Annotated in this window: 15 protein-coding genes; 7 read left to right on the top strand and 8 right to left on the bottom strand. The window is 67.1% G+C overall.

The window, feature by feature from the left end:
* The first annotated feature begins 91 nt into the window (after positions 1-91).
* From ACIQF4_RS10440 to ACIQF4_RS10430, 3 genes are read left to right on the top strand one after another with little or no spacing between them, the layout of a single operon-like run.
* On the top strand, positions 92-3,577 hold the full coding sequence (locus ACIQF4_RS10440; protein WP_400516014.1) for an SNF2-related protein: 3,486 nt from the start codon (positions 92-94) through the stop codon (positions 3,575-3,577).
* Positions 3,578-3,593: 16 nt separating this feature from the next.
* The gene (locus ACIQF4_RS10435; RefSeq protein WP_400516013.1) at positions 3,594-4,367 is read left to right on the top strand and encodes a hypothetical protein; all 774 of its coding nucleotides are present in this window, start codon (positions 3,594-3,596) and stop codon (positions 4,365-4,367) included.
* 43 nt (positions 4,368-4,410) lie between these two features.
* Positions 4,411-5,385, top strand: a complete 975-nt coding sequence (locus tag ACIQF4_RS10430) for a glycoside hydrolase (protein ID WP_400516012.1) — start codon at positions 4,411-4,413, stop codon at positions 5,383-5,385.
* A gap of 121 nt (positions 5,386-5,506) precedes the next feature.
* Here the strand turns inward: ACIQF4_RS10430 and ACIQF4_RS10425 are convergent, their stop codons facing one another.
* The 8 genes from ACIQF4_RS10425 to glnT form a co-directional block, all read right to left on the bottom strand.
* The gene (locus ACIQF4_RS10425; RefSeq protein ID WP_400516011.1) at positions 5,507-6,796 is read right to left on the bottom strand and encodes an ammonium transporter; all 1,290 of its coding nucleotides are present in this window, start codon (positions 6,794-6,796) and stop codon (positions 5,507-5,509) included.
* A gap of 287 nt (positions 6,797-7,083) precedes the next feature.
* A complete protein-coding gene (locus ACIQF4_RS10420) occupies positions 7,084-7,743 on the bottom strand; it encodes a helix-turn-helix domain-containing protein (RefSeq protein WP_400516010.1) in 660 nt (219 codons plus the stop codon).
* 49 nt (positions 7,744-7,792) lie between these two features.
* Positions 7,793-9,043, bottom strand: coding sequence for an allantoate amidohydrolase (locus tag ACIQF4_RS10415; RefSeq protein ID WP_400516076.1), 1,251 nt, complete (start codon positions 9,041-9,043; stop codon positions 7,793-7,795).
* Between the two features lie 71 nt (positions 9,044-9,114).
* A complete protein-coding gene (locus ACIQF4_RS10410; protein ID WP_400516009.1) occupies positions 9,115-10,317 on the bottom strand; it encodes an FAD-dependent oxidoreductase in 1,203 nt (400 codons plus the stop codon).
* Positions 10,317-11,684 carry an FMN-binding glutamate synthase family protein gene (locus ACIQF4_RS10405; RefSeq protein WP_400516008.1) on the bottom strand — a complete coding sequence of 456 codons (1,368 nt, stop codon included), beginning with the start codon at positions 11,682-11,684 and terminating at the stop codon, positions 10,317-10,319. Before ACIQF4_RS10405 ends, ACIQF4_RS10410 begins: the two co-directional genes overlap by 1 nt.
* Positions 11,685-11,692: 8 nt before the next feature.
* Complete coding sequence (locus ACIQF4_RS10400; RefSeq protein ID WP_400516007.1) at positions 11,693-12,430, bottom strand: protein glxC; 738 nt, start codon at positions 12,428-12,430, stop codon at positions 11,693-11,695.
* Positions 12,418-13,338 carry a glutamine amidotransferase gene (locus ACIQF4_RS10395; RefSeq protein ID WP_400516006.1) on the bottom strand — a complete coding sequence of 307 codons (921 nt, stop codon included), beginning with the start codon at positions 13,336-13,338 and terminating at the stop codon, positions 12,418-12,420. The genes ACIQF4_RS10400 and ACIQF4_RS10395 overlap by 13 nt, the downstream gene beginning before the upstream one ends.
* A gap of 52 nt (positions 13,339-13,390) precedes the next feature.
* A complete protein-coding gene (glnT, locus tag ACIQF4_RS10390; RefSeq protein WP_400516005.1) occupies positions 13,391-14,821 on the bottom strand; it encodes a type III glutamate--ammonia ligase in 1,431 nt (476 codons plus the stop codon).
* Positions 14,822-15,103: 282 nt separating this feature from the next.
* On the opposite strand from glnT, the gene ACIQF4_RS10385 reads away from it, so the two are divergent.
* The 4 genes from ACIQF4_RS10385 to ACIQF4_RS10370 all read left to right on the top strand — a co-directional run bounded on the left by ACIQF4_RS10385 (position 15,104) and on the right by ACIQF4_RS10370 (position 19,457).
* On the top strand, positions 15,104-16,102 hold the full coding sequence (locus ACIQF4_RS10385; RefSeq protein ID WP_400516004.1) for a LacI family DNA-binding transcriptional regulator: 999 nt from the start codon (positions 15,104-15,106) through the stop codon (positions 16,100-16,102).
* A 144-nt stretch (positions 16,103-16,246) separates the two neighbouring features.
* Positions 16,247-17,608: an ABC transporter substrate-binding protein gene (locus ACIQF4_RS10380; protein WP_350004025.1), complete on the top strand. Its 1,362-nt coding sequence runs from the start codon at positions 16,247-16,249 to the stop codon at positions 17,606-17,608.
* A 2-nt stretch (positions 17,609-17,610) separates the two neighbouring features.
* The gene (locus tag ACIQF4_RS10375; protein WP_400516003.1) at positions 17,611-18,558 is read left to right on the top strand and encodes a carbohydrate ABC transporter permease; all 948 of its coding nucleotides are present in this window, start codon (positions 17,611-17,613) and stop codon (positions 18,556-18,558) included.
* Positions 18,555-19,457: a carbohydrate ABC transporter permease gene (locus ACIQF4_RS10370; protein WP_350004027.1), complete on the top strand. Its 903-nt coding sequence runs from the start codon at positions 18,555-18,557 to the stop codon at positions 19,455-19,457. The genes ACIQF4_RS10375 and ACIQF4_RS10370 overlap by 4 nt, the downstream gene beginning before the upstream one ends.
* The last annotated feature ends 28 nt before the right edge of the window (positions 19,458-19,485 follow it).

The following is a 19,485-nucleotide window of genomic DNA, read 5'->3' as shown; positions in this document are numbered from 1 at the left end:
GCGCTTCCCGCCCCCGCAGGCGAACTAAGATGGATCAGATGACCAACCACCGGCCCGGCCCCGCCGTGGCCTGCTGAAAGTAGCGCGCACCATGCCATCCCAACCGGACGAGAGTGCGGCACTGGCAATACAGACTCCCGCCATCAACGACCGCTCCCTGGCGGCCGGGCTGGCGTATGCCATGGGAAGCCGCGTCTCGGGCATCTCGTTCGACGCCGCCACCGGGCTCGTGCTGGGCAAGGTCCGCGGCGGCGCGGACCTCCCCTACTCCACCACGGCCAAGCTGGTCCGCAAGGGCGGCGGTTGGAGCTGCACCGTGGGCGTGTGCAGCTGCCCGGTCCGCAAGGATTGCAAGCACGTGGCGGCGCTGCTCTTCGCCGCCGAGGACAACCCGGCCATCCGGGTCCAGCTGCTCACGCCGTCAACATCCACCCAGGTGTCCCGCAACCCTTCCGTTTCTGCGCTGTCCGACTGGGAGCAGGCCCTCAGCCCGCTGATCTCCCAGCCGGGAGCCACCCCGTCCAACGCCGGGGTTCCGCTGGCACTCCAGTTCGAGGTGGAAGAACCGGCGCCGCACTTTTCCTACACCGGCCGGCGTGATCCGCAGCGCAGCGTCCGCCAGCTCAAGGCCCGGCCCGTCATCATGGGCGCCAAGGGCAAGTGGATCCGCGGCGATGTCTCCTGGACCACGCTGAACTACCTGAACTTCCGGCGCGAGTGCAACCCCGCGCACGTGGAATGGCTGCAGGAATTCCTGGCTGCCCACTCCGTTGCGTCAGGCCGGACCTACAACTCCTCGGGCTTCTGGCTGGGGCTGAACTCTTTCGCAGGGAAGAACCTGTGGAGCCTGCTGGAAGACGCAGGAAAAATCGGCCTCGCACTCGTCCACTCGCGCGGCACTGAGCCGGTCCGCCTCGCAGCGTCGCCCGCCGCCGTCGGCCTTAATCTGAGCCGTTACGGCTCGCCGCTGGCCGCCCCTTCCGCAGCGGACGAGGCGGCACCCGCTGCAGCGGCCAAGGACCAGTCGTCCGACGGCGGGCTGGAACTTTCGCCAACCATCGCCGTTGAGGGCGTGGAGATTGATCCGGCGTCAGTGGGAACCATCGGCCGCCCCGCCCATGGCATTTTCTTCACCACCGATGCCCTGGCCACCGACGGCGGTGCGCTGCCCGGCGTTGGCGAGGCCACTGCGGGCGAGAACGTGATTACGCTGGCTGCCCTGGAAGGTGGCCTGAGCGAGGAACTCCTGACGTTCGTGACCGCGGGCAGTACGCTGCAAATCCCAGCCAAGGACGAGTCCCGGTTCCTGACGGGCTTCTACCCGAAGCTGAAGCAGACGGCCCGGGTCACCGCCCGGGACGAGTCCGTGGAACTCCCGGCGCTGGCCGTCCCCACCCTGTCCCTGCTGGCGAACTACGGCGCCGACCACAGAGTGCGGCTGCACTGGGAGTGGCACTACAAGAGCGGAAACCTGGTCACGGCGCAGCCCCTCTGGCGGCACCCCGGCGACCACGGCTTCCGCGACGACACCGCCGAGGCCCGGATCCTGGAAGGCCTCGGCCAGCCGTGGGACGTGGTGCCGGCCCTGGGTGAGTCCGCCACCGGCGGCTGGGGCACGCCGCGGCTGGCGGCGTCCGCGGAACTGAAGGGCCTGGACACCCTGGCGTTCACCGAGGAAGTCCTGCCCCGGCTGCGCGAAGCCCCGGACGTCGAGGTGGACACCGTCGGCGAAATCGCTGAGTACCGTGAGGCCGAGGAAGCGCCGGTGGTATCCATTTCCACCAAGGCCACCGAGCAGCGCGACTGGTTCGACCTCGGCATCCAGATAACCCTGGAGGGCCAGCCGGTCTCCTTCGCGGCCGTCTTCTCCGCGCTGGCGTCCGGCCAGACCAAGATGCTGCTGCCCAGCGGCGCCTACTTCTCCCTGGACCTGCCCGAGCTGCACCAGCTGCGCGCACTGATCGAGGAGGCGCGCTCCCTGCAGGACAACAAGGACGCACCCCTGCAGATCAGCCGGTTCCAGGCCGGGCTGTGGGACGAGCTTGCCCAGCTGGGGATCGTGGATGAGCAGGCGGCCGCGTGGCGTTCAGCGGTGGGCGGTCTGCTTGAAGGCGGCGTGGACGGCCTGCCGCTGCCCGCCACCCTTAATGCAGAGCTCCGGCCGTACCAGCTGGAGGGCTTCAACTGGCTCACGTTCCTGTACCGGCACAGCCTGGGTGGAATCCTCGCCGACGACATGGGCCTGGGCAAGACGGTGCAGGCGCTCGCCCTGATGTGCGCGGCGAAGGAGCTCTCGCTGGCGGCAGCAGATGCTTCAGCAGGCCAGTCCGACGCCGGTGCTCCCTTTTTGGTGGTTGCCCCCACCAGCGTGGTGGGCAACTGGGCAGCGGAAGCGGCGCGTTTCGCTCCGGGCCTGAAAGTCCACGCCGTCAGCGAGACGTTCGCCAAGAGCAACCAGACCCCGGCGGAGGCACTGTCCGGCGCCGACATTGTGATCACCTCCTACGCCCTGTTCCGGATCGACTACGAGGCGTACGCCTCCCGCACCTGGTCCGGCCTGGTGCTGGATGAGGCGCAGTTCGTGAAGAACCACCAGTCCAAGGCGTACCAGTGCGCCCGCAAACTCCCGGCGGCCTTCAAGCTGGCCATCACGGGCACGCCGCTGGAGAACAACCTGATGGAGTTCTGGGCGCTTACCTCGATCGTTGCGCCCGGACTGTTCTCCAGCCCCAAGCGCTTTGCCGAGTACTACCAGAAGCCCGTGGAGAAGAACGGTGACAAGGGGCAGCTGGACAAGCTCCGCCGTCGGGTCCGTCCGCTGATGATGCGCCGCACCAAGGACCAGGTGATCAAGGACCTGCCGCCCAAGCAGGAGCAGATCCTGGAAGTGGTGCTCAACCCGCGCCACCAGAAGGTGTACCAGACGCACCTGCAGCGCGAGCGCCAGAAGATCCTGGGGCTGATCGAGGACGTGAACAAGAACCGGTTCACGATCTTCCAGTCGCTGACGCTGCTGCGGCAGCTCAGCCTGGACGCCTCCCTGGTGGACCCTGCGCTTTCTTCGGTACGGTCAAGCAAGCTGGACGTGCTGTTCGAGCAACTGGAGGACCTGGTGGCTGAGGGCCACCGGGCACTGATCTTCAGCCAGTTCACGGGGTTCCTTGGGAAGGTCCGGGAGCGGCTGGACGAGGAAAAAATCGAGTACTGCTACCTCGACGGCGGCACCCGCAACCGTGCGGACGTGGTCAACGAGTTCAAGAACGGCAGCGCTCCGGTGTTCCTGATTTCGCTGAAGGCCGGCGGGTTTGGGCTGAACCTCACGGAGGCCGACTACGTGTTCCTGCTGGACCCGTGGTGGAACCCGGCTTCCGAAGCGCAGGCCGTGGACCGGACCCACCGCATTGGCCAGGCACGGAACGTGATGGTCTACCGGCTGGTTGCCAAGGACACCATCGAGGAAAAGGTCATGGCGCTCAAGGCCCGGAAGTCGCAACTGTTTTCCGATGTCATGGAAGGCGATGCCCTGGCCGGCGGCGCCATCACGGCGGAGGACCTCGCGGGGCTGTTCAAGGAGTAGCGGTGAAGGCGGGGCTTTGGGCCCTACACCCGTAGCCGGCCGGACCGTAGTCTGGGACCAGCAGAGCGACTGGCGGGCGCCTGCCGAATCCGGGAGGCAATCCGTGAAATCGGCCAACGCGAGCATCATCGCCGGCATTGTCCTGATCTCGGCGGGCGTACTGCTGCTGCTGGACCTGCTCAACGTCATCGAGAGCGCCGCCTATGTGCCGATGCTGATCTTCGCCGCCATAGGGGCCGTGTTCCTGTCCGTCTTCATCCGCAGCCCGGAGAACTGGTGGGCCGCGATCCCCGGCTCCGTGTTCCTTGGCCTGGCAGCCGTGATCGCCGCCTCCCAGTTCACGGACGGCAGCGCCGGCGCGAGTTTCCTGTTCCTCTTCATGGCCGCCGGGTTCGCCGCGGTCTACCTGCGCCAGCGGGGCAACTGGTGGGCTGTGATCCCCACCGGCGTGATGCTCACGCTGGCAGTTATTGTTACCCTCCCGCAGGATCTGCAGGGCATGCCGGTGGCGGCCGTCCTGTTCCTGGGCCTGGCGGCCACCTTCGGTGTGCTGTCCCTGGTTCCCGTTCCCGACGCCGGTGCCGGTGCCGGTGCCGCCGGGCGGATGAAGTGGCCCCTGATTCCGGCGGCCGCCCTGGGCGTGCTGGGCGTGATCTTCGCCCTGCAGTCAACGGCACTGCTCATCGCCGCGGACATCCTGGTCCTGACCCTCATGATCCTGGCGGGCGTCGCCCTGCTGGTCTACGCCTACCGTGCCCTCCATGGCGGGAACGGCAAGGCCCACGGCTAAGCTGGAAGCTCCAAGGACCTACAACGTTGGAGAACCAGTGCAAGTGCCCCTCACTCCCCTGCGCCCGGACGCCTTCGGGGCGCCCTACCGTGACCCTGTTTGGGACGGCCCAACGGATCCCATCCTGGTTCCCGACCACCTCACCGGCGACTGGGTGCTGTTCTACACCCAGCGCCGGGCCACGGCGCCGGGGTCGTCAGGCGTGGAGTGGGTGCACGGCACGGCCATCGGCGCGGCCCGCTCATCCGACGGCGGCGCAACCTGGGAGTACCAGGGCACCGTGGGCGGACTGGTGCCGCCGGAAACTGAACTTCCGGCAACCCTCTGGGCGCCCGACGTCGTACGCATCGGCGACGAGTGGCTGATGTACCTGACCGTGCTGGGCGGGGTGCGGAAGGACTGGAACGGAAACGCAGAAGTCGTGCAGTTCGCCAGCAGGGACCTGGTGCACTGGGAGCACCTCGGCCCCATCAACCTCGATTCGCCACGGGTGATTGACGCCGCCGTCGCACGCTGCGGGGACGGCCGCTACCGGCTCTGGTACAAGGACGAGGCACGCGGCTCCAACACCTACAGCGCGGTGAGCGATACCCCGCGTGACCCCTCGTCCTGGACGCTGGAAGGCATCACCATTCCCGGCCGCCCGCACGAAGGGCCCAAAGTCTTCAGGCTCGAGGGAACGTACTGGATGATCGTGGACGAGTGGCGGGGCCAGGGAATTTACCGTTCGGCGGACGCCACCGGCAACTGGGTCCGGCAGGAGCACTTCGACGGCCTGATCCTCACCCAGCCGGAGCACGTGGACGGGCGGCCCGTCGTCGGACGCCACGCGGACGTGGTGCCCCTCGAACCTGGGGAAGACGGTAAAGAGCGGGCCCTGCTGGTTTACTTCACCCACCCGCACTGGGGCGGCGAGGAGATCGACAGCATGGCCCCGGACCCCAGGACCCGCCTGAGCCACGTCCGCGCTGCGGTGCTGGAAGTCCGCGACGGGAACCTTGTCTGCAGCGAGCACTGAATAGGCATGACAAAGGGCCAACCCCTGGAACTATAAGCCGGCTGCTGCCGGCACCGGTCCAGGGGTGGCCCTCTGCCTGACTCGTGCTCCGGATAACGCCCATCCGGAATCTTTGGGAAACCTAAGCGCGCTGCGGAGAGCCCAGCTCCACCGGATCCTCATCCGTAAGGTAAGCGAGCTCGGAGTGTGCCGCGAGGTCGATGCCGCGCATCTCGTCCTCCGGGTTGATCCGCAGGCCGATGGTCTTGTCGAGGATCTTGGCGAGCACCCAGGTGATCCCGAAGGAGTAAACCAGCACGGTCACCGTTGCCAGGGACTGGACACCGAGCAGTTCCACGCCGCCGCCGTAGAAGAGCCCGCTGACACCGTTCGGCGCCACATCAGTGGCAAAGAAGCCGATCAGCAGCGTGCCCAGGATGCCGCCCACCAGGTGGACACCGACGACGTCGAGCGAGTCGTCATAGCCCAGGCGGTACTTCAGTTCGATGGCCAGCGAGCAGACGGCTCCGGCGATCGCGCCGATGGCCACCGCGCCCAGCGGACTTACCGCACCGCAGGCGGGGGTGATGGCCACGAGTGCTGAGATCAGGCCGGAGGCTGCACCCATGCTGGTGGCTGCGCCGCGGCGGAGCCGTTCCACGAGGGCCCACGCCAGGAGGCCGGCCGAGGCAGCCACAGCTGTGTTGAGGAAGACCACCGACGCCGAGTGGCCGGCGGACAGCGCCGAGCCGGCGTTGAAACCGAACCAGCCGACCCACAGGAGGCCAGCACCAACCAGCACCAGCGGCCGGCTGTGCGGCTTAGCGTGCTCCACCTTGGGCCAGCCCGAGCTCTTGCCCAGGACCAGCGCCAGGGCCAGGGCGGCCGCGCCGGCGTTCATGTGCACCGCGGTGCCGCCGGCGAAGTCGATGGCCTCGATGCCGCTGGCAATCCAGCCGCCGGTCACGCTGCCGTCCTCGGAGGAGAAGGCAAACACCCAGTGCGCCACCGGGAAGTAGACGATGGTGGCCCAGATGCCAGCAAACAGCATCCACGCGCCGAACTTCATCCGTCCGGCAGCCGCGCCGGCCACCAGCGCGGTGGTGACGCAGGCGAAGAACAGCTGGAAGGCCGCGAACAGGGCCACCGGAATGGACGCCTCTGCGTCCTCGGCCATCAGCTGCCCCAGGCCGGGGAACTCCGTGACGTCACCGATCAGGCCCAGGCCGCCCACTGAATTGCCGAAGGCCAGCGAGTATCCGAACAACGCCCAAAGGACGGCCACCAGGCTGGCGCCGCCGAAGCACATCATCATCATGTTGAGAATGCGGCGCGAGCCCACCATGCCCCCGTAGAACAGGGCAAGGGCGGGGATCATCATGCAGACCAGCGCTGCGCTGGCCAAAATCCAAGCGACATTTCCCGAATCCATGGGAAACCCCTTTCGTGATGCGAGGAGAGAACGCCAAATCGCCCGTTGGAGCCACTCCGGAGGAGGGACGCGGAGTCAGTACCACGTTCATCGGAGGGCAGCTATTGCCGTCTGGTTCCAACTGTATGGCGGCAGGAATGGGCTGGGTTTCCGGAGTGTTAAATGATCGTTTCGGTCATCCACACGCGAGTTTCAACCGTCCCGCTGACCGCAGGAGTGCTGCGCAGGAGTGCTGAAGCCGGAGTGCTGGTCAGAGACGGGGAAGGCAGGGCGGAAGAAGAAGGACCCTACTTGGCGGAGATGGCCAGGAACGTGATGGGAAGGTCCAGCAGCTCCAGCGGCCCGTGCGGCCCTTCGCCGTCCAGCAGCAGGGAATCGCCGGGTTCCATCGCGTACTCGTAGGAACCGTGGCCGTACACCATCCTGCCGGCGAGCATGTAGATGAACTCCGTGCCGGGGTGCTGGAACAGCGGGAACACGTCGGAGGCGTCCGTGAGCGTCACCAGCGTGGGTTCCAGGGCATCGGTCCGGCCCTTCAGAGTGCCCAAAACGCGGTATTCGTGGCCGTGCTGGGTGCCGCTGCGGACGGTGAGGCTTCCCTGGCCGCTCTTGGTGAAGGTGGCGTCGCGGTCTGTGTCCGCGCCGCGGAACAATGCGGTGACCGGCACTTTCAGTCCGTCAGCAAGCCGCTGCAACGTGGTCAGGGAACATGAGGTGGTGGCAGTTTCCACGCGCGAGATCATTGCCTTGGAGAGGCCTGTCCGGGCGGCCAGTTCCGCCGAGGACAGCCCGGCCGCCGTGCGATAGTGGCGCACCTGGGCTGCGATGACCTGCTCCAGCCGGCCCGCAGCCTGCCCGTCAGCCCGCGCCTCTTCGTGCGCCGCTTCCGGCTCCTCTTCCTGCCCGCTGGCGGAATCGGCTGCCTGTTCGGCTGCGTGGTCGGTCATAGCAGCCATCTTAGGCACGGAACCGGGCGGGAGGACGACGACGGCGGCGCTACCTGGGTGCGCGGGTGTCGCCTGCCAGCCCCGCGAGGGAGTCCGCCAGCGCATGTGCGCCGGCCTCGGCATCCCGGTCCTCCACCAGCTCTTCGGGGGAATGCGAGATGCCCGTGGGATTGCGGACGAAGATCATGGCCGTCGGCAGGTGGGAACTGAGGACGCCGGCGTCGTGCCCTGCACCGGTGGCCAGAATTGGCGCAGCCGGAAGCAGCTCCTGCAGCCGGTCGCGCAGCCCGCCGTCGAAATGCACGGTGGGGCTGAGCGACTCCATGGTCATGCTCGCGGTGCAGCCCTCCTCCGCGGCGAACACCTGCGCAGTCAGCCCGATGGCTTCCACCAGTGCCGCGGTGACGGAGTCGTCAGGGTGCCGGGCATCGATCCACAGGTCCACGCGGGAGGCGATCACATTGGTGCCGCCGGGCACCGGCTGGACCCTGCCCACGGTCGCCCTGGCGTCGCGGTACTTGCGGGCGGTATCGCGGATGCCGACCATCACCTTGGCCGCGGCAATCATTGGATCCCTGCGGTCCTTCATGAGGGTGGTGCCGGCGTGGTTGCCCTGGCCGCTGATGCTCAGCTTCCAGCGGCCGTGGCCCAGGATGGAGGATCCGATTGCCACGGGCTGCTCCAGGTCAATCAACCCCCTGCCCTGTTCCACGTGCAGTTCCACAAAGACGCCCAACTGCTGGAGCGTCCCGTAGTCCGCCCCGACCAGGCGCGGGTCCTGGCCGTTCGCGGCGGCGACGTCGGCGTAGGTGTTGCCGTCGGGATCCTTGAGCCGGCGCGCCTTATCCGGGTCCAGGGCTCCGGTGAGGAGGCGGGAACCCAGGCAGGCAACGCCGAACCGGGAGCCTTCCTCCTCGGGGAAGACCGCGATGGCCAGCGGACGCCGGGGCCGCAGGCCACGGGTTTTGAGGATGTCGACGGCGACCAGCGCCGATGCGACGCCGAGCGGGCCGTCGTACTCGCCGCCGCCAGGAACGGAATCCAGGTGGCTTCCGGTGACGACGGCGTCCTTTCGGGTGCGTGCTGCGGTATCCCACCAGGCCCAGATGATGCCGTTGTGGTCCGTGTGGACATCCAGGCCGCGCCGTTCTGCCTGCTCAATGAACCAGCCGCGGAGGTCCGTCTCGGCGGTGGAGAACACCGGACGCGAGTACCCGCCCCGTGAGGCGTCCCTGCCGATGGTGGAGATGTCACGGAGGAGGCCGGCAACAGTGGGGGTGCTTGTCCGGCCGGAAGGCAGGGCATCCGCCGTGGGGTCCGTTGTGGCATCCGCCGTGTGTATTGTCTGTGGAAGGCTCACTGGTATCCGTTCTAGGTGGTCACAGCTGCTGGGGACGCGGTCCGGAACCGGTCCGGACCACTGCCGGAACCGTCGGCCAGGTCCGCCGCCCACTGCCCGATCAGCGGCGCGAATTTGGCGCCGTGGCCGGAACAGGGGGAGACGATTGTCAGGTTGTCCACGCGGTCGATGAGGAAGTCCTCATTGGGCGTGTTGGTGAACAGGCAGGTTGTTTCGGCGTAGGGCTTCGGGTCCAGGCCGGGCAGGTAGCGCCGCACGTACTCCACCACCCGGCGGCGGTTGGCGGGGTCCACTTTCCCGGTCTGCCGTGCCGCGGAAGGGATCAGCTTGCCGCCGTTGTACTCAGCCACTTTCTGCCCGGCGAAGCCGGCGTCCCGTCCGCCGGGAAGGCCGTAGGCCTGGATGTCCGCAGCCTTGTGGATGAAGGTGGGCCAGCCGCCGGCACCCGGAGCAGCGCCGCCGTCGAAATTTTTGGGCACGTGGTCGGCAGGGGCCTGGTCCCGGTACTCGAAGTGGAAGGCCTGCTCCTGCCGGACGGTGACGGCCGGGAGCCCGGCCACGAAACCTGCCGGAAGGGACAGCCGCCCCAGCAGCGCCGGCAGCCACCCGCCGGCGCTGATCACCACGTTCCCGGCGTCGTGCGTTTGTCCCGTGGTGGAGTGCAACCGGTAGCCGGCGCCGGCTGGCTCCACACTTTGCAGCTCCCAGCCGGCCAGCAGCCGAGCACCGTGCTCGACGGCGAGACTTACCATCGCGTTGACGGCGCCTTCCGCGTCGATCACCCCCGCGCCGGGGTGCCAGAGGACTTCGGTATCGAAGGCGATCTGCGGCCAGCGTGCGCGGGCGTCGGCCGCGGACAGGAGTTCGTGCTCGATCCCTTCGCCGGCCAGCACGGACGCCAACTTCCGCGGGTCGCGCTCCGGCCCATAGTCCACCGCGCCGAACGGGGTGACCAGGGGCGTCCCGCACGCGGCAGAGAGCCCGTCCCACAGGCCCTTCGCTTCCACCACCGCCCGGGTGTAGAAGGGGTCGGGGTAGGCGTAGCGGAAGATCCGGGCGGACCCGTGGGAACTGCCGTCATGGCTGGCCGGAACGTTGCGTTCCAGGATGGTCACCTGGTGCCCGCGGGCGGCCAGCTGCCAGGCAGTGGCGGCGCCGGCCAGTCCGGCACCAGCCACCACAAAATCTGACGCGCCGGAAAAAGCTTCAGTCATCAGAAGCTTCCCTGCACTCCGGGAATCCACGAGGTGCCGGCCAGCGGCACGCGGGCCATGGCGGACGCCTCGATGGTGAGCGCCACCAGGTCCTCGGGCTCCAGGTTGTGCAGGTGCGACTTCCCGCAGGCCCGGGCGATGGTCTGGGCCTCCATGGTGAGGACGCGCAGGTAGTTGGCCAGCCGCTTGCCGGCAGCCACCGGGTCGAGCCGGGAGGACAGCTCCGGGTCCTGGGTGGTGATGCCGGCAGGATCCCGGCCGTCCTGGAAGTCGTCATAGAAACCGGCGGCGGAGCCGAGGGCCGAGTACTCCGCGGCGTAGCGGGGATCATTGTCGCCCAGCGCAATCAGGGCAGCGGTCCCGATCGCCACGGCGTCAGCCCCCAGTGCCATGGCCTTGGCGACGTCCGCCCCAGTACGGATGCCGCCGGAGACAATGAGCTGGACCTTGCGGTGGACGCCGAGCTCCTGCAGTGCCTGGACGGCCTGCGGGATGGCGGCCAGGGTGGGGATGCCGACGTTTTCGATGAACACCTGCTGCGTGGCCGCTGTCCCGCCCTGCATGCCATCCACCACCACCACGTCGGCGCCGGACTTCACCGCGAGTGCGGTGTCGTAGTACGGCCGGGAAGCGCCGATCTTGACGTAGATGGGCGTCTTCCAGTCGGTGATTTCGCGCAGTTCGCCGATCTTGATTTCAAGGTCGTCCGGGCCGGTCCAGTCCGGGTGGCGGCTCGCCGAGCGCTGGTCGATCCCGACCGGCAGGGTGCGCATCCCGGCGACGCGTTCGGTGATCTTCTGGCCCAGCAGCATGCCGCCGCCGCCGGGCTTGGCGCCCTGGCCCAGCACGATCTCGATGGCGTCGGCCTTGCGGAGGTCGTCCGGGTTCATGCCGTAGCGGGACGGGAGGTACTGGTACACCAGGTGCTTGGACTGGCCGCGCTCCTCAGGCGTCATGCCGCCGTCGCCCGTTGTGGTGGAGGTGCCTACTTCCGAAGCGCCGCGACCCAGGGCCTCCTTGGCGTTGGCGGAGAGTGCGCCGAAGCTCATGCCGGCGATGGTCACCGGGGTCTGCAGGTGCAGCGGGCGGGTGGCGTGCCGGTCGCCGAGGACGACGTCGGTATCGCACTTTTCGCGGTAGCCCTCCAGCGGGTAGCGGGACATGGAGGCGCCGAGGAACAGCAGGTCATCAAAGTGCGGGACCTTGCGCTTGGCGCCCCAGCCGCGGATGTCGTAGACGCCGGTGGCCGCAGCGCGCTGGATGTCCGCGATGGTGGCGCGGTCGAACGTGGCGGACTCACGGAGGCCCAGTTCAGCCAGGTTCTGTGCGGGTGCTTCGGTGGGGAGCGGAACGGAGGTGATGGTCATGGGGGCTCCTAGTACTGCGTCGAGTTGTCGACGTGGAAGTGGTAGAGGTTCCGGGCTGAGCCGTAGCGCTTGAAGTCGGCAGGATTGTCCGTGCGGCCGGCGGCGGCGAGCAGCTCCGCGAGTTCTGTGAGGTGCTCCGGCATCATCGGTTTTTCGATGCAGTCCGCGCCGAGGGAGGCCACAGTGCCTTTGACGTAGATCCGTGCCTCGTAGATGGAGTCGCCCAGGGCGTCCCCGGCGTCGCCGCAGACCACCAGCCGCCCGGCCTGCGCCATGAACGCGGACATGTGGCCGATGTTGCCGCCCACCACGATGTCCACGCCCTTCATCGAGATCCCGCAGCGGGCGCCGGCGTTGCCGTCGATGACCACCAGCCCGCCGTGGCCGGTTGCGGCTGCTGACTGGGAAGCATCTCCCTTGACGTGGACGCGGCCGGACATGATGTTCTCCGCAAGGCCGACGCCGGCGTTGCCGTTGATGGTGACGTCGCCTTTTTGGTGCATCCCGGCTGCGTAGTAGCCGGCGTGGCCGTCGATGGTCACCTGGATGTCCGCGTCGATGCCGACGGCGAGGCTGTGCTTGCCGCCGGGGCTGGCCACGGCCCAGGCCTGTCCGCCAACCGCGTTGTGGACGGCCTGGTTCAGTTCCCGGACGCTGGTGGCGGCCAGGTCCACGGTGGTGGCCTCCGGCTCCCGGGCTTCGGGGGCGGTGGTTGCCGTGCTCTCGGGGGCTGTCAGAGTGACCATGTGTAGACCTTTCCGGGTTCCGGTTCAAAGATGCGGGCGTTGCTGATGCCGGGCAGGGCGGCAAGGGCGCGGTATTCGGAGGCCATGGCCACGTAGTCGTCCGTTTCGGCGATGATGGCGGGCTTGCAGGCGATGGGGTCCCGGACCACGGCCATGCTGTCCGCGGTGGTGACCACCAGGGTGTAGAAGCCGTCCAGGACCTTGCCCAGGTTCACCAGGGCTTCCTCGAGGGTGTCGCCCTGCTTCAGGCGGGATGCGACATAGCGGGCGCCCACCTCGGTGTCGTTTTCGGAGTCGAACACCACGCCTTCGCGCTTTAGGTCCCGGCGGACAGTGGCATGGTTGGAGAAGGAGCCGTTGTGGACCAGGCAGAGGTCGTCGGCCACGGAAAAGGGGTGGGAGCCGCCGGCGGTAACGGCGGACTCGGTGGCCATCCTGGTATGGGACAGTCCCTGGCTTCCGGCCATCGCCTCCAGGCCGTGCTCGGCGGCGATTTCCATGGGATGGCCCACGCTCTTCATGACCGCCACATGCTCGCCGCGGCCAATGATGGTGGCGCCGGGCAGGGTTTCGCTGACCGCTTTCACCAGCAGGTCAGTCCCGACGGCGGCGCTCACCAGGGTGGTGTCGCCCACCACTTTGACGGCTGCTGCCGCACCCGCTGGAAGCGCGCCGGCAAGAAGGGCCGCGACGCCGGCGGTGATGTCCGCCGTCGTCATTCCGTGGTCCTTGCCCAGCAGGCTGAGGGTGGACGTTCCTGGCGAAACCAGGCCGGGGGTGTTGTAGACGGCCAAGCCGGCGGAGTCCGGCCCGCGGTCCACGATCTGGCACAGCATGGAGGACAGCAGGCTGCCCATTTGGGGGTGCAGCGAGGGGTTGCGCAGTTGCAGCGCGGCGATTCCGCACATGTGAAGGTCCTTACTCAATAGGGTCTGGTGGTGTGACTGGATGGAGGACCGGTCAGATCGACGTCAAATACGTGCGGATTTCCCAGTCGCTGACCTGGTTGTGCCAGCTCAGGAATTCCTCTTCCTTGGCGTCCGCGTAGTACCTGCCGATCTCCGGGTTGCCGCTGAGGCTGGCCAGGATGACGGGGTCCTGCCGCAGTGCTTCCACGGCGTGGAGCAGGGTGGCCGGCAGCTGGTGCGCGTCAGGCCGGGCCTCGCCGGGACCGGACGGGGCGCCCGGATCGGCGGCTTTCTCCACGCCGTCCAGCCCGGCGGAAATCGCGGTGGCAATGGCCAGGTACGGGTTGGCTGAGCCGTCCCCGGAGCGCAGCTCGATCCGCTTGTTGTCCGGGACACGGATCATATGGGTGCGGTCGTTGCCGCCGAAGGATGCCTTGTGGGGTGACCACGTGGCACCCGAGGAACTGGTGGTGGCGCCTGTCCTTTTGTAGGAATTCACTGTCGGGGCGAGGAACGCCTGAAGTGCCGGAGCGTGCTCCAGGATGCCGGCGATGAAGGAGTAGGCGAGACCGGAAATCCCAAGGCCCCTGCCGTCGTCGTTGTTTCCCCCGCCGGTTGCGCCGCCGTCGCCTGCACCACTGCCCGCTGCCGGGAAGAGCGCCTCGGCGCCGGACCAAAGGGACAGGTGGAAGTGCAGGCCCGTGCCGGTGCGGTCGGTAAAAGGCTTGGGCATAAAGGTGGCCGTCATGCCGCGCTGTTCGGCCAGGATGTTCAGGATGTAGCGGAGGGTGACCACCCGGTCCGCGGTGGTGAGGGCATCGGCGTAGTTGAAGTTCTGCTCGAACTGGCCGGCGGCGTCCTCGTGGTCATTGGCATAGTTGCCCCAGCCCAGGCCGTTCATCGCTTCGGAAATGCCGGTGAGGTGGTCGTACATGCGGGTGACGCCGCGGGCGTCGTAGCAGGGGCGGGGCGAATCGTCCCGGCCATCGGCGGTACTCAGCGTCCCGTCGTCGTTCCTTTTCACCAGGAAGTACTCCACCTCGGCCCCCACCTTTGCCTGCATGCCCTTCTCCGCCAGGCGGGCAAGGGTGTTCTTCAGGATCACCCGGGGGGCGTAGGGCCAGGGCTTGCCGTTGACGTGCGGGTCGCAGTGAATGATGGCCAGGCCCTCCTTGATGAAGGGGACCGGGGTGAAAGAGGCGAGGTCCGGCACGGCGATCAGGTCCGGGTCCTGCGGTTTCTGGCCCATCAGGCCCGCAGCGTAGCCGGCGAAGCCCATGGCACCGTCTTCAAGTTCGTCGGCGGCTTCAACGGGCACCAGCTTGGCGCAGGGCTTGCCCGTCATGTCCACGAAGGTGGCCAGCAGGAAGCGTACGCCGTGGGCCTTGGCAATGTCCGCCAGGGAAATCGTGGGCGCCCCGGATACTTCGCGTTCTTCGGCGAAGGGCGGAGCGGTTACAGCAGGGGTTGCGACACTGGTCATCGAAACGTTCCTGTTCATTGGGTTAGCTATCAGTAAACCTTGTTGCACCAGAGTATCCAAAGTGGTGTTTCGCCGGATCGCCGGCAATGTTAATTCGATGTTTCGCAGCGGGCTCGCGGTCACTGGGCGGATCCCGGAGGGCCGCAGCACCTCCCGCCCATGCCAACCGGCCAGCACCGGACAGCTAAGCTGGGAAAACCCGGCAGCACGGCGAGTGCACGGCACGGGTTAAGCGGGTCCGGCACTGAGGATCCTTGCCACTGGCCGCGGAAGGAATGCGTAATGGCGCGAGCGACAGTCCAGGACGTCGCCAGGACGGCTGGCGTCTCCGTGGGGACCGTCTCCCGCGTCCTCAATGGCAGCCCGGCCGTCAGTGAGTCGAGCAAGGCAAAGGTGGCCGCAGCCATCCGCGAGCTCAACTACCGGCCCCTCGCCTCCGCCCGCGACCTGCGCCGCGACCGCACCATGCGGATCCTCGCCCTGGCCAAGAACTTGTACTCGCCGGTCATCAGCGAAGTCTTCCGCGGCGCCGGGGATGCTGCCGCCCTGTCCGGCTACGTCACCCTCATCGCACCGACAGCCGGGGACAGGGAACGCGAACAGCAGCTGGTGGACATGCTGCGCAACGGCTCGGTGGACGGACTGATCATGTTTTCGCCAACAATGCCGGACGAAGACGTCGAGGAGATGGCTGAACAGCTGAGCGTGGTCCAGGTCTGCGAGATCGCTGACGCCGAGGCGGCATTCGGCGTATCCATCGACGACCGGCAGGCGGCCTTCGACATCACGAGGCACCTCATCAGGACCGGCGGCCGGCGGATGGCGATGATCGGCACCAGGGTGGCCCGGTCCGGCCGGCTCCGCGAGGAAGGCTTCCGCAGGGCTGTTGCCGAAGCGGGCTTGTCTCCCGACCACATGCTTTTCACGGACGGGGACTTCGATTTCCATGCCGGCCGGCGCCTCGCCCGGGAGCTTCTCGGCTTGCGCCCACTGCCCGATGCCGTGTTCTGCGGCAGCGACACAGTGGCTGCCGGATGCGTCCGCGAAATTACCGACGCGGGGCTGCGGGTACCCGGCGACATTGCCGTCGCAGGGTTTGACGACTCCATCCAGGCGGAGATGTGCGTCCCGGAGCTCACCACCATCAGGCAGCCGGCCTACGCCATGGGACAGCTGGCCTTCGAAGCACTCCTGGCGCGGATGACCGAGCCGGAAGGGTACCGCCGCGGGCGGACCTTCCTCCCCCACGAGCTGGTGGTCCGGGACTCCACCAACGGCTGAGGCCAAGGGTTGACAGTCCAACGTGGCTCCTGTCACACTTCTTTGGAATCGATTCCAAACACGGCGGACATTACTTTTCCTCCTTTGTGGAATCGATTCCAAAACGACCCGGAAAAAGAAGCCAGCCAGGCAAAGGAGCCACTCGTGGACTTGATTCGACCTACCTCTCTGTCGCCGGAGGACACCACCGCATCCGTGCCCAACACGCGCAAGAGCGGAACGGGCGGCGCGTCCCGGCGGCGCACGCGCATCACCGCGGCCGCGGCTGCGGCCATGGCTGCCGGCCTGCTGCTGACCGCGTGCGGTGGCGGAGCTGCAACCCAGGCAACGGAGGCACCCGCAGCGGATCCGGCGTCGGCCGCCAATGCCACCGGCAGCCTCAATGTCTGCGGCGGCAAGGACGCCTCCGGCATCTACAAGGGCACGGTTGAGGCCTTCACCAAGGCCAATGGCAAGGTCACCGCCAAATACACAGAAATCGGGGCCACCACCGATGAGGCCCGCACACAGGCTGTGCAGCGGCTCGAAGGCAAGTCCTCGGAGTGCGACATCTTCGTCACGGACGTCATCTGGACCTCCGAGTTCGCATCCCAGGGCTGGATCCTTGACCAAACCGAGCTCGTGGAGGCCAGCAAGGACCGCTTTATCCCCTCCACGGTGGAGACCGCCAAATACGAGGACAAGTACTGGGCTTCCCCGTTCTTCACCAACGCCGGACTGGTCTACTACCAAAAGGACAAGGTAGCCAAACCCGAAACCTGGCAGCAGCTCTATGCTGAAGCGGCCGGGGCTGAGGGGAACAGCTTCGTCTACCAGGGCAAGCAGTACGAGGGCCTCACGGTGAACTTCCTTGAAATGCTCTACAGCGCCGGCGGAGAGGTGCTGGACGAAAACGGCGACGTCAAGATCGATTCACCGGAAACACGTGAAGTCCTGGACTTCATGGTGCAGGGCCTCAAGGACGGCGCGGCGGACCGCGCTGTGCTGACCTACAACGAGGACCCGGCACGCCTGGCCTACGAGTCCGGCAACTTTGGCTACCAGCGCAACTGGCCGCACGTCTACCGCCTGCTCAACGCCACCCCACTGGCGGGCACCTTCGGCGTTGCCCCGCTTCCGGCCTGGGAAGGCGGCAAGGCCTCCGGCGTCCTGGGCGGCTGGAACCTGGCCATCTCGGCCCACTCGGCAAACCAGGCCGGCGCTGTGGCCTTCATTGATTTCGCCACCACCCCGGACTGGCAGAAGCACGTGGCGATGGACTTCTCGCAGGCCCCCGTCAACGAGGCAGCGTACGCAGACCCCGAAGTCCTGGCCAAGATGCCGTTTGCCACCGAACTGCTCGCCTCGGTGAAGGGTGCCAAGCCGCGCCCGATCTCCCCGGTCTACCCGCAGATCTCCCAGGCGATCTACAAGAACGTCTACGCCGTGCTGTCCGGCACCGCCACAACCGAGGATGCGGTGAAGACCATGGCCGACGAGCTTACGGCCGCAAAGGCGAGCTTCTGAGCATGGCAACCAAGTCCCTGTCCCCCGCCCGCCGGGGATCCAGCCGCGGCGTCAGCGGCCGTGACCGGGAGGAGCGGCGCCTGGCGTTCCGGATGACCGCTCCGTCCCTGGTCCTCATGGCCCTGGTGGCGGCTGTCCCCATCGGCTATGCCCTCTGGCTGTCCCTCAACCAGTACAGCGTCCGTACCGCCGGACTGTCACGCTTCGTCGGGCTGGACAACTACATCGCAGCCCTCACCGGGCCGCACTGGTGGGCTGCGTTCGGCCAGACGTTCCTGTTCGCGGGGCTCTCGGTCTCGCTCGAGCTGGTGCTCGGGACAGGCATGGCGCTGCTGCTCAACCTTGCCTTCAAGGGCCGCGCCCTCCTGCGCACCGTGGTGCTGCTGCCCTATGCGGTGGTGACGGTGGTCAGTGCCATCACCTGGGAAACGATGTTCCAGCCCAACCTGGGCCTGGTCACCAATGTCCTGTCAACGCTGGGCCTTCCTGGCGGGGACGTCGTCTGGCTCGGCGAGCACGGCTACGCGATGGCGGTGATCGTCCTTGCCGATGTTTGGAAAACGACGCCGTTCGCGGCCCTCATCATCCTGGCCGGTTTGCAGGTCATTTCGGCCGAGACCTACGAGGCCGCGGAACTTGACGGCGCCAGCAAGTGGCAGGCCTTCCTTTACGTCACCCTGCCCCTGCTCCGTCCGGCGATTGTGCTGGCGGCGATCTTCCGCACCATGGATGCCCTGCGCGTCTTCGACCTGCCGTTCGTGCTGACCCGCGGCGCGAACGGCACCGAGTCGATGTCCATGCTTGCCTACACCGAGTTGCGCGAAAACCGCCTGGTGGGTGAAGGATCGGCCCTGTCCATCCTCACCTTCCTCACGGTAATGGTGGTCTCAGTGGTGTACATCCGCTTCGCAGGGGGCAACATCCGTGAAGTTGCCAAGGAGGAACAATGAGCACGCTGACCCCACAGCGCACGGCGGCGGAACCCGCGGCCCCGGGCGCACGGACAACCAGGCGCAGGACGCGCGGCAGGGCACAGCTTCATCCGGTGGTGTGGGTATTCGTCATCGCCGTCATGGGCTTCTCGCTCATACCGTTCTACTGGCTGGTCAACACCTCCCTCAAGAAAGGCGTGAGCCTGTCCCAGGGGGAACTCTTCCCAAGCCAGCCGACCTTCGAGAACTATGCGGCCGTGTTCCAGAACGCGGAGTTCCTCCTGGCCCTGCGCAACTCGGTGATCATCGCCGTCGTCACCACCACGGTGGCCCTGGTGCTGGCATCCTTCGCCGCCTATGCCCTGGCCAGGCTCAAAATGCGCCGCAAGGCGCTGATCCTTACCCTCATCCTGTCTGTCACCACCTTCCCGGCCATTGCCATCGCGGCCCCGCTGTTCTCCATCTGGCGGGAAATCGGTTTGTACGACACACTCCTGGGCTTGATCATCCCGAAACTGACTTTCGCGTTGCCCCTGGCTATTTACACGCTGACCTCCTTCTTCCGGGAGATCCCGCGCGAACTGGAGGAATCGGCCTACATGGACGGGGCCACGCCGTTCACCGCCTTCCGCAAAGTCATCCTGCCCCTGGCCGTCCCGGGCCTTGCCACGACGGCGATCCTCGTGTTCATCTCGGTATGGAACGAATTCCTGCTTGCCGTCACCCTGACCACGTCCCCGGAAGCCCGTCCCGTCCCGGTGGCCATAGCGTTCTTCAGCGGGACCAGCGAGTTTGACCAGCCGCTGGGCACCATCAGTGCGGCGTCGGTGATCATCACGGTCCCGCTGGTGGTCCTGGTGCTCCTGTGCCAGAAGCGCATTGTTTCCGGCATGACCGCCGGTGCCGTCAAGGGCTAGAAACCCCTAAGTTCACACCCACAAGAAA

The sequence above is a fragment of the Pseudarthrobacter sp. NPDC092202 genome (genome assembly GCF_044755505.1).
Taxonomy (GTDB): Bacteria; Actinomycetota; Actinomycetes; order Actinomycetales; family Micrococcaceae; genus Arthrobacter.
Note: the sequence above shows the minus strand (reverse complement) of the source record. Positions and strands in the feature narration are given on the sequence as shown.

Excerpts from the sequence above, each read along its gene's own strand:
- ACIQF4_RS10385 (WP_400516004.1), top strand. The coding sequence starts at position 15,104 with ATGGCGCGAGCGACAGTCCAGGACGTCGCCAGGACGGCTGGCGTCTCC.
- ACIQF4_RS10405 (WP_400516008.1), bottom strand. The coding sequence starts at position 11,684 with ATGACCATCACCTCCGTTCCGCTCCCCACCGAAGCACCCGCACAGAAC.
- ACIQF4_RS10410 (WP_400516009.1), bottom strand. The coding sequence starts at position 10,317 with ATGACTGAAGCTTTTTCCGGCGCGTCAGATTTTGTGGTGGCTGGTGCC.
- ACIQF4_RS10420 (WP_400516010.1), bottom strand. The coding sequence starts at position 7,743 with ATGACCGACCACGCAGCCGAACAGGCAGCCGATTCCGCCAGCGGGCAG.
- ACIQF4_RS10395 (WP_400516006.1), bottom strand. The coding sequence starts at position 13,338 with ATGTGCGGAATCGCCGCGCTGCAACTGCGCAACCCCTCGCTGCACCCC.
- ACIQF4_RS10375 (WP_400516003.1), top strand. The coding sequence starts at position 17,611 with ATGGCAACCAAGTCCCTGTCCCCCGCCCGCCGGGGATCCAGCCGCGGC.
- glnT (WP_400516005.1), bottom strand. The coding sequence starts at position 14,821 with ATGACCAGTGTCGCAACCCCTGCTGTAACCGCTCCGCCCTTCGCCGAA.
- ACIQF4_RS10370 (WP_350004027.1), top strand. The coding sequence starts at position 18,555 with ATGAGCACGCTGACCCCACAGCGCACGGCGGCGGAACCCGCGGCCCCG.
- ACIQF4_RS10440 (WP_400516014.1), top strand. The coding sequence starts at position 92 with ATGCCATCCCAACCGGACGAGAGTGCGGCACTGGCAATACAGACTCCC.
- ACIQF4_RS10400 (WP_400516007.1), bottom strand. The coding sequence starts at position 12,430 with ATGGTCACTCTGACAGCCCCCGAGAGCACGGCAACCACCGCCCCCGAA.
- ACIQF4_RS10425 (WP_400516011.1), bottom strand. The coding sequence starts at position 6,796 with ATGGATTCGGGAAATGTCGCTTGGATTTTGGCCAGCGCAGCGCTGGTC.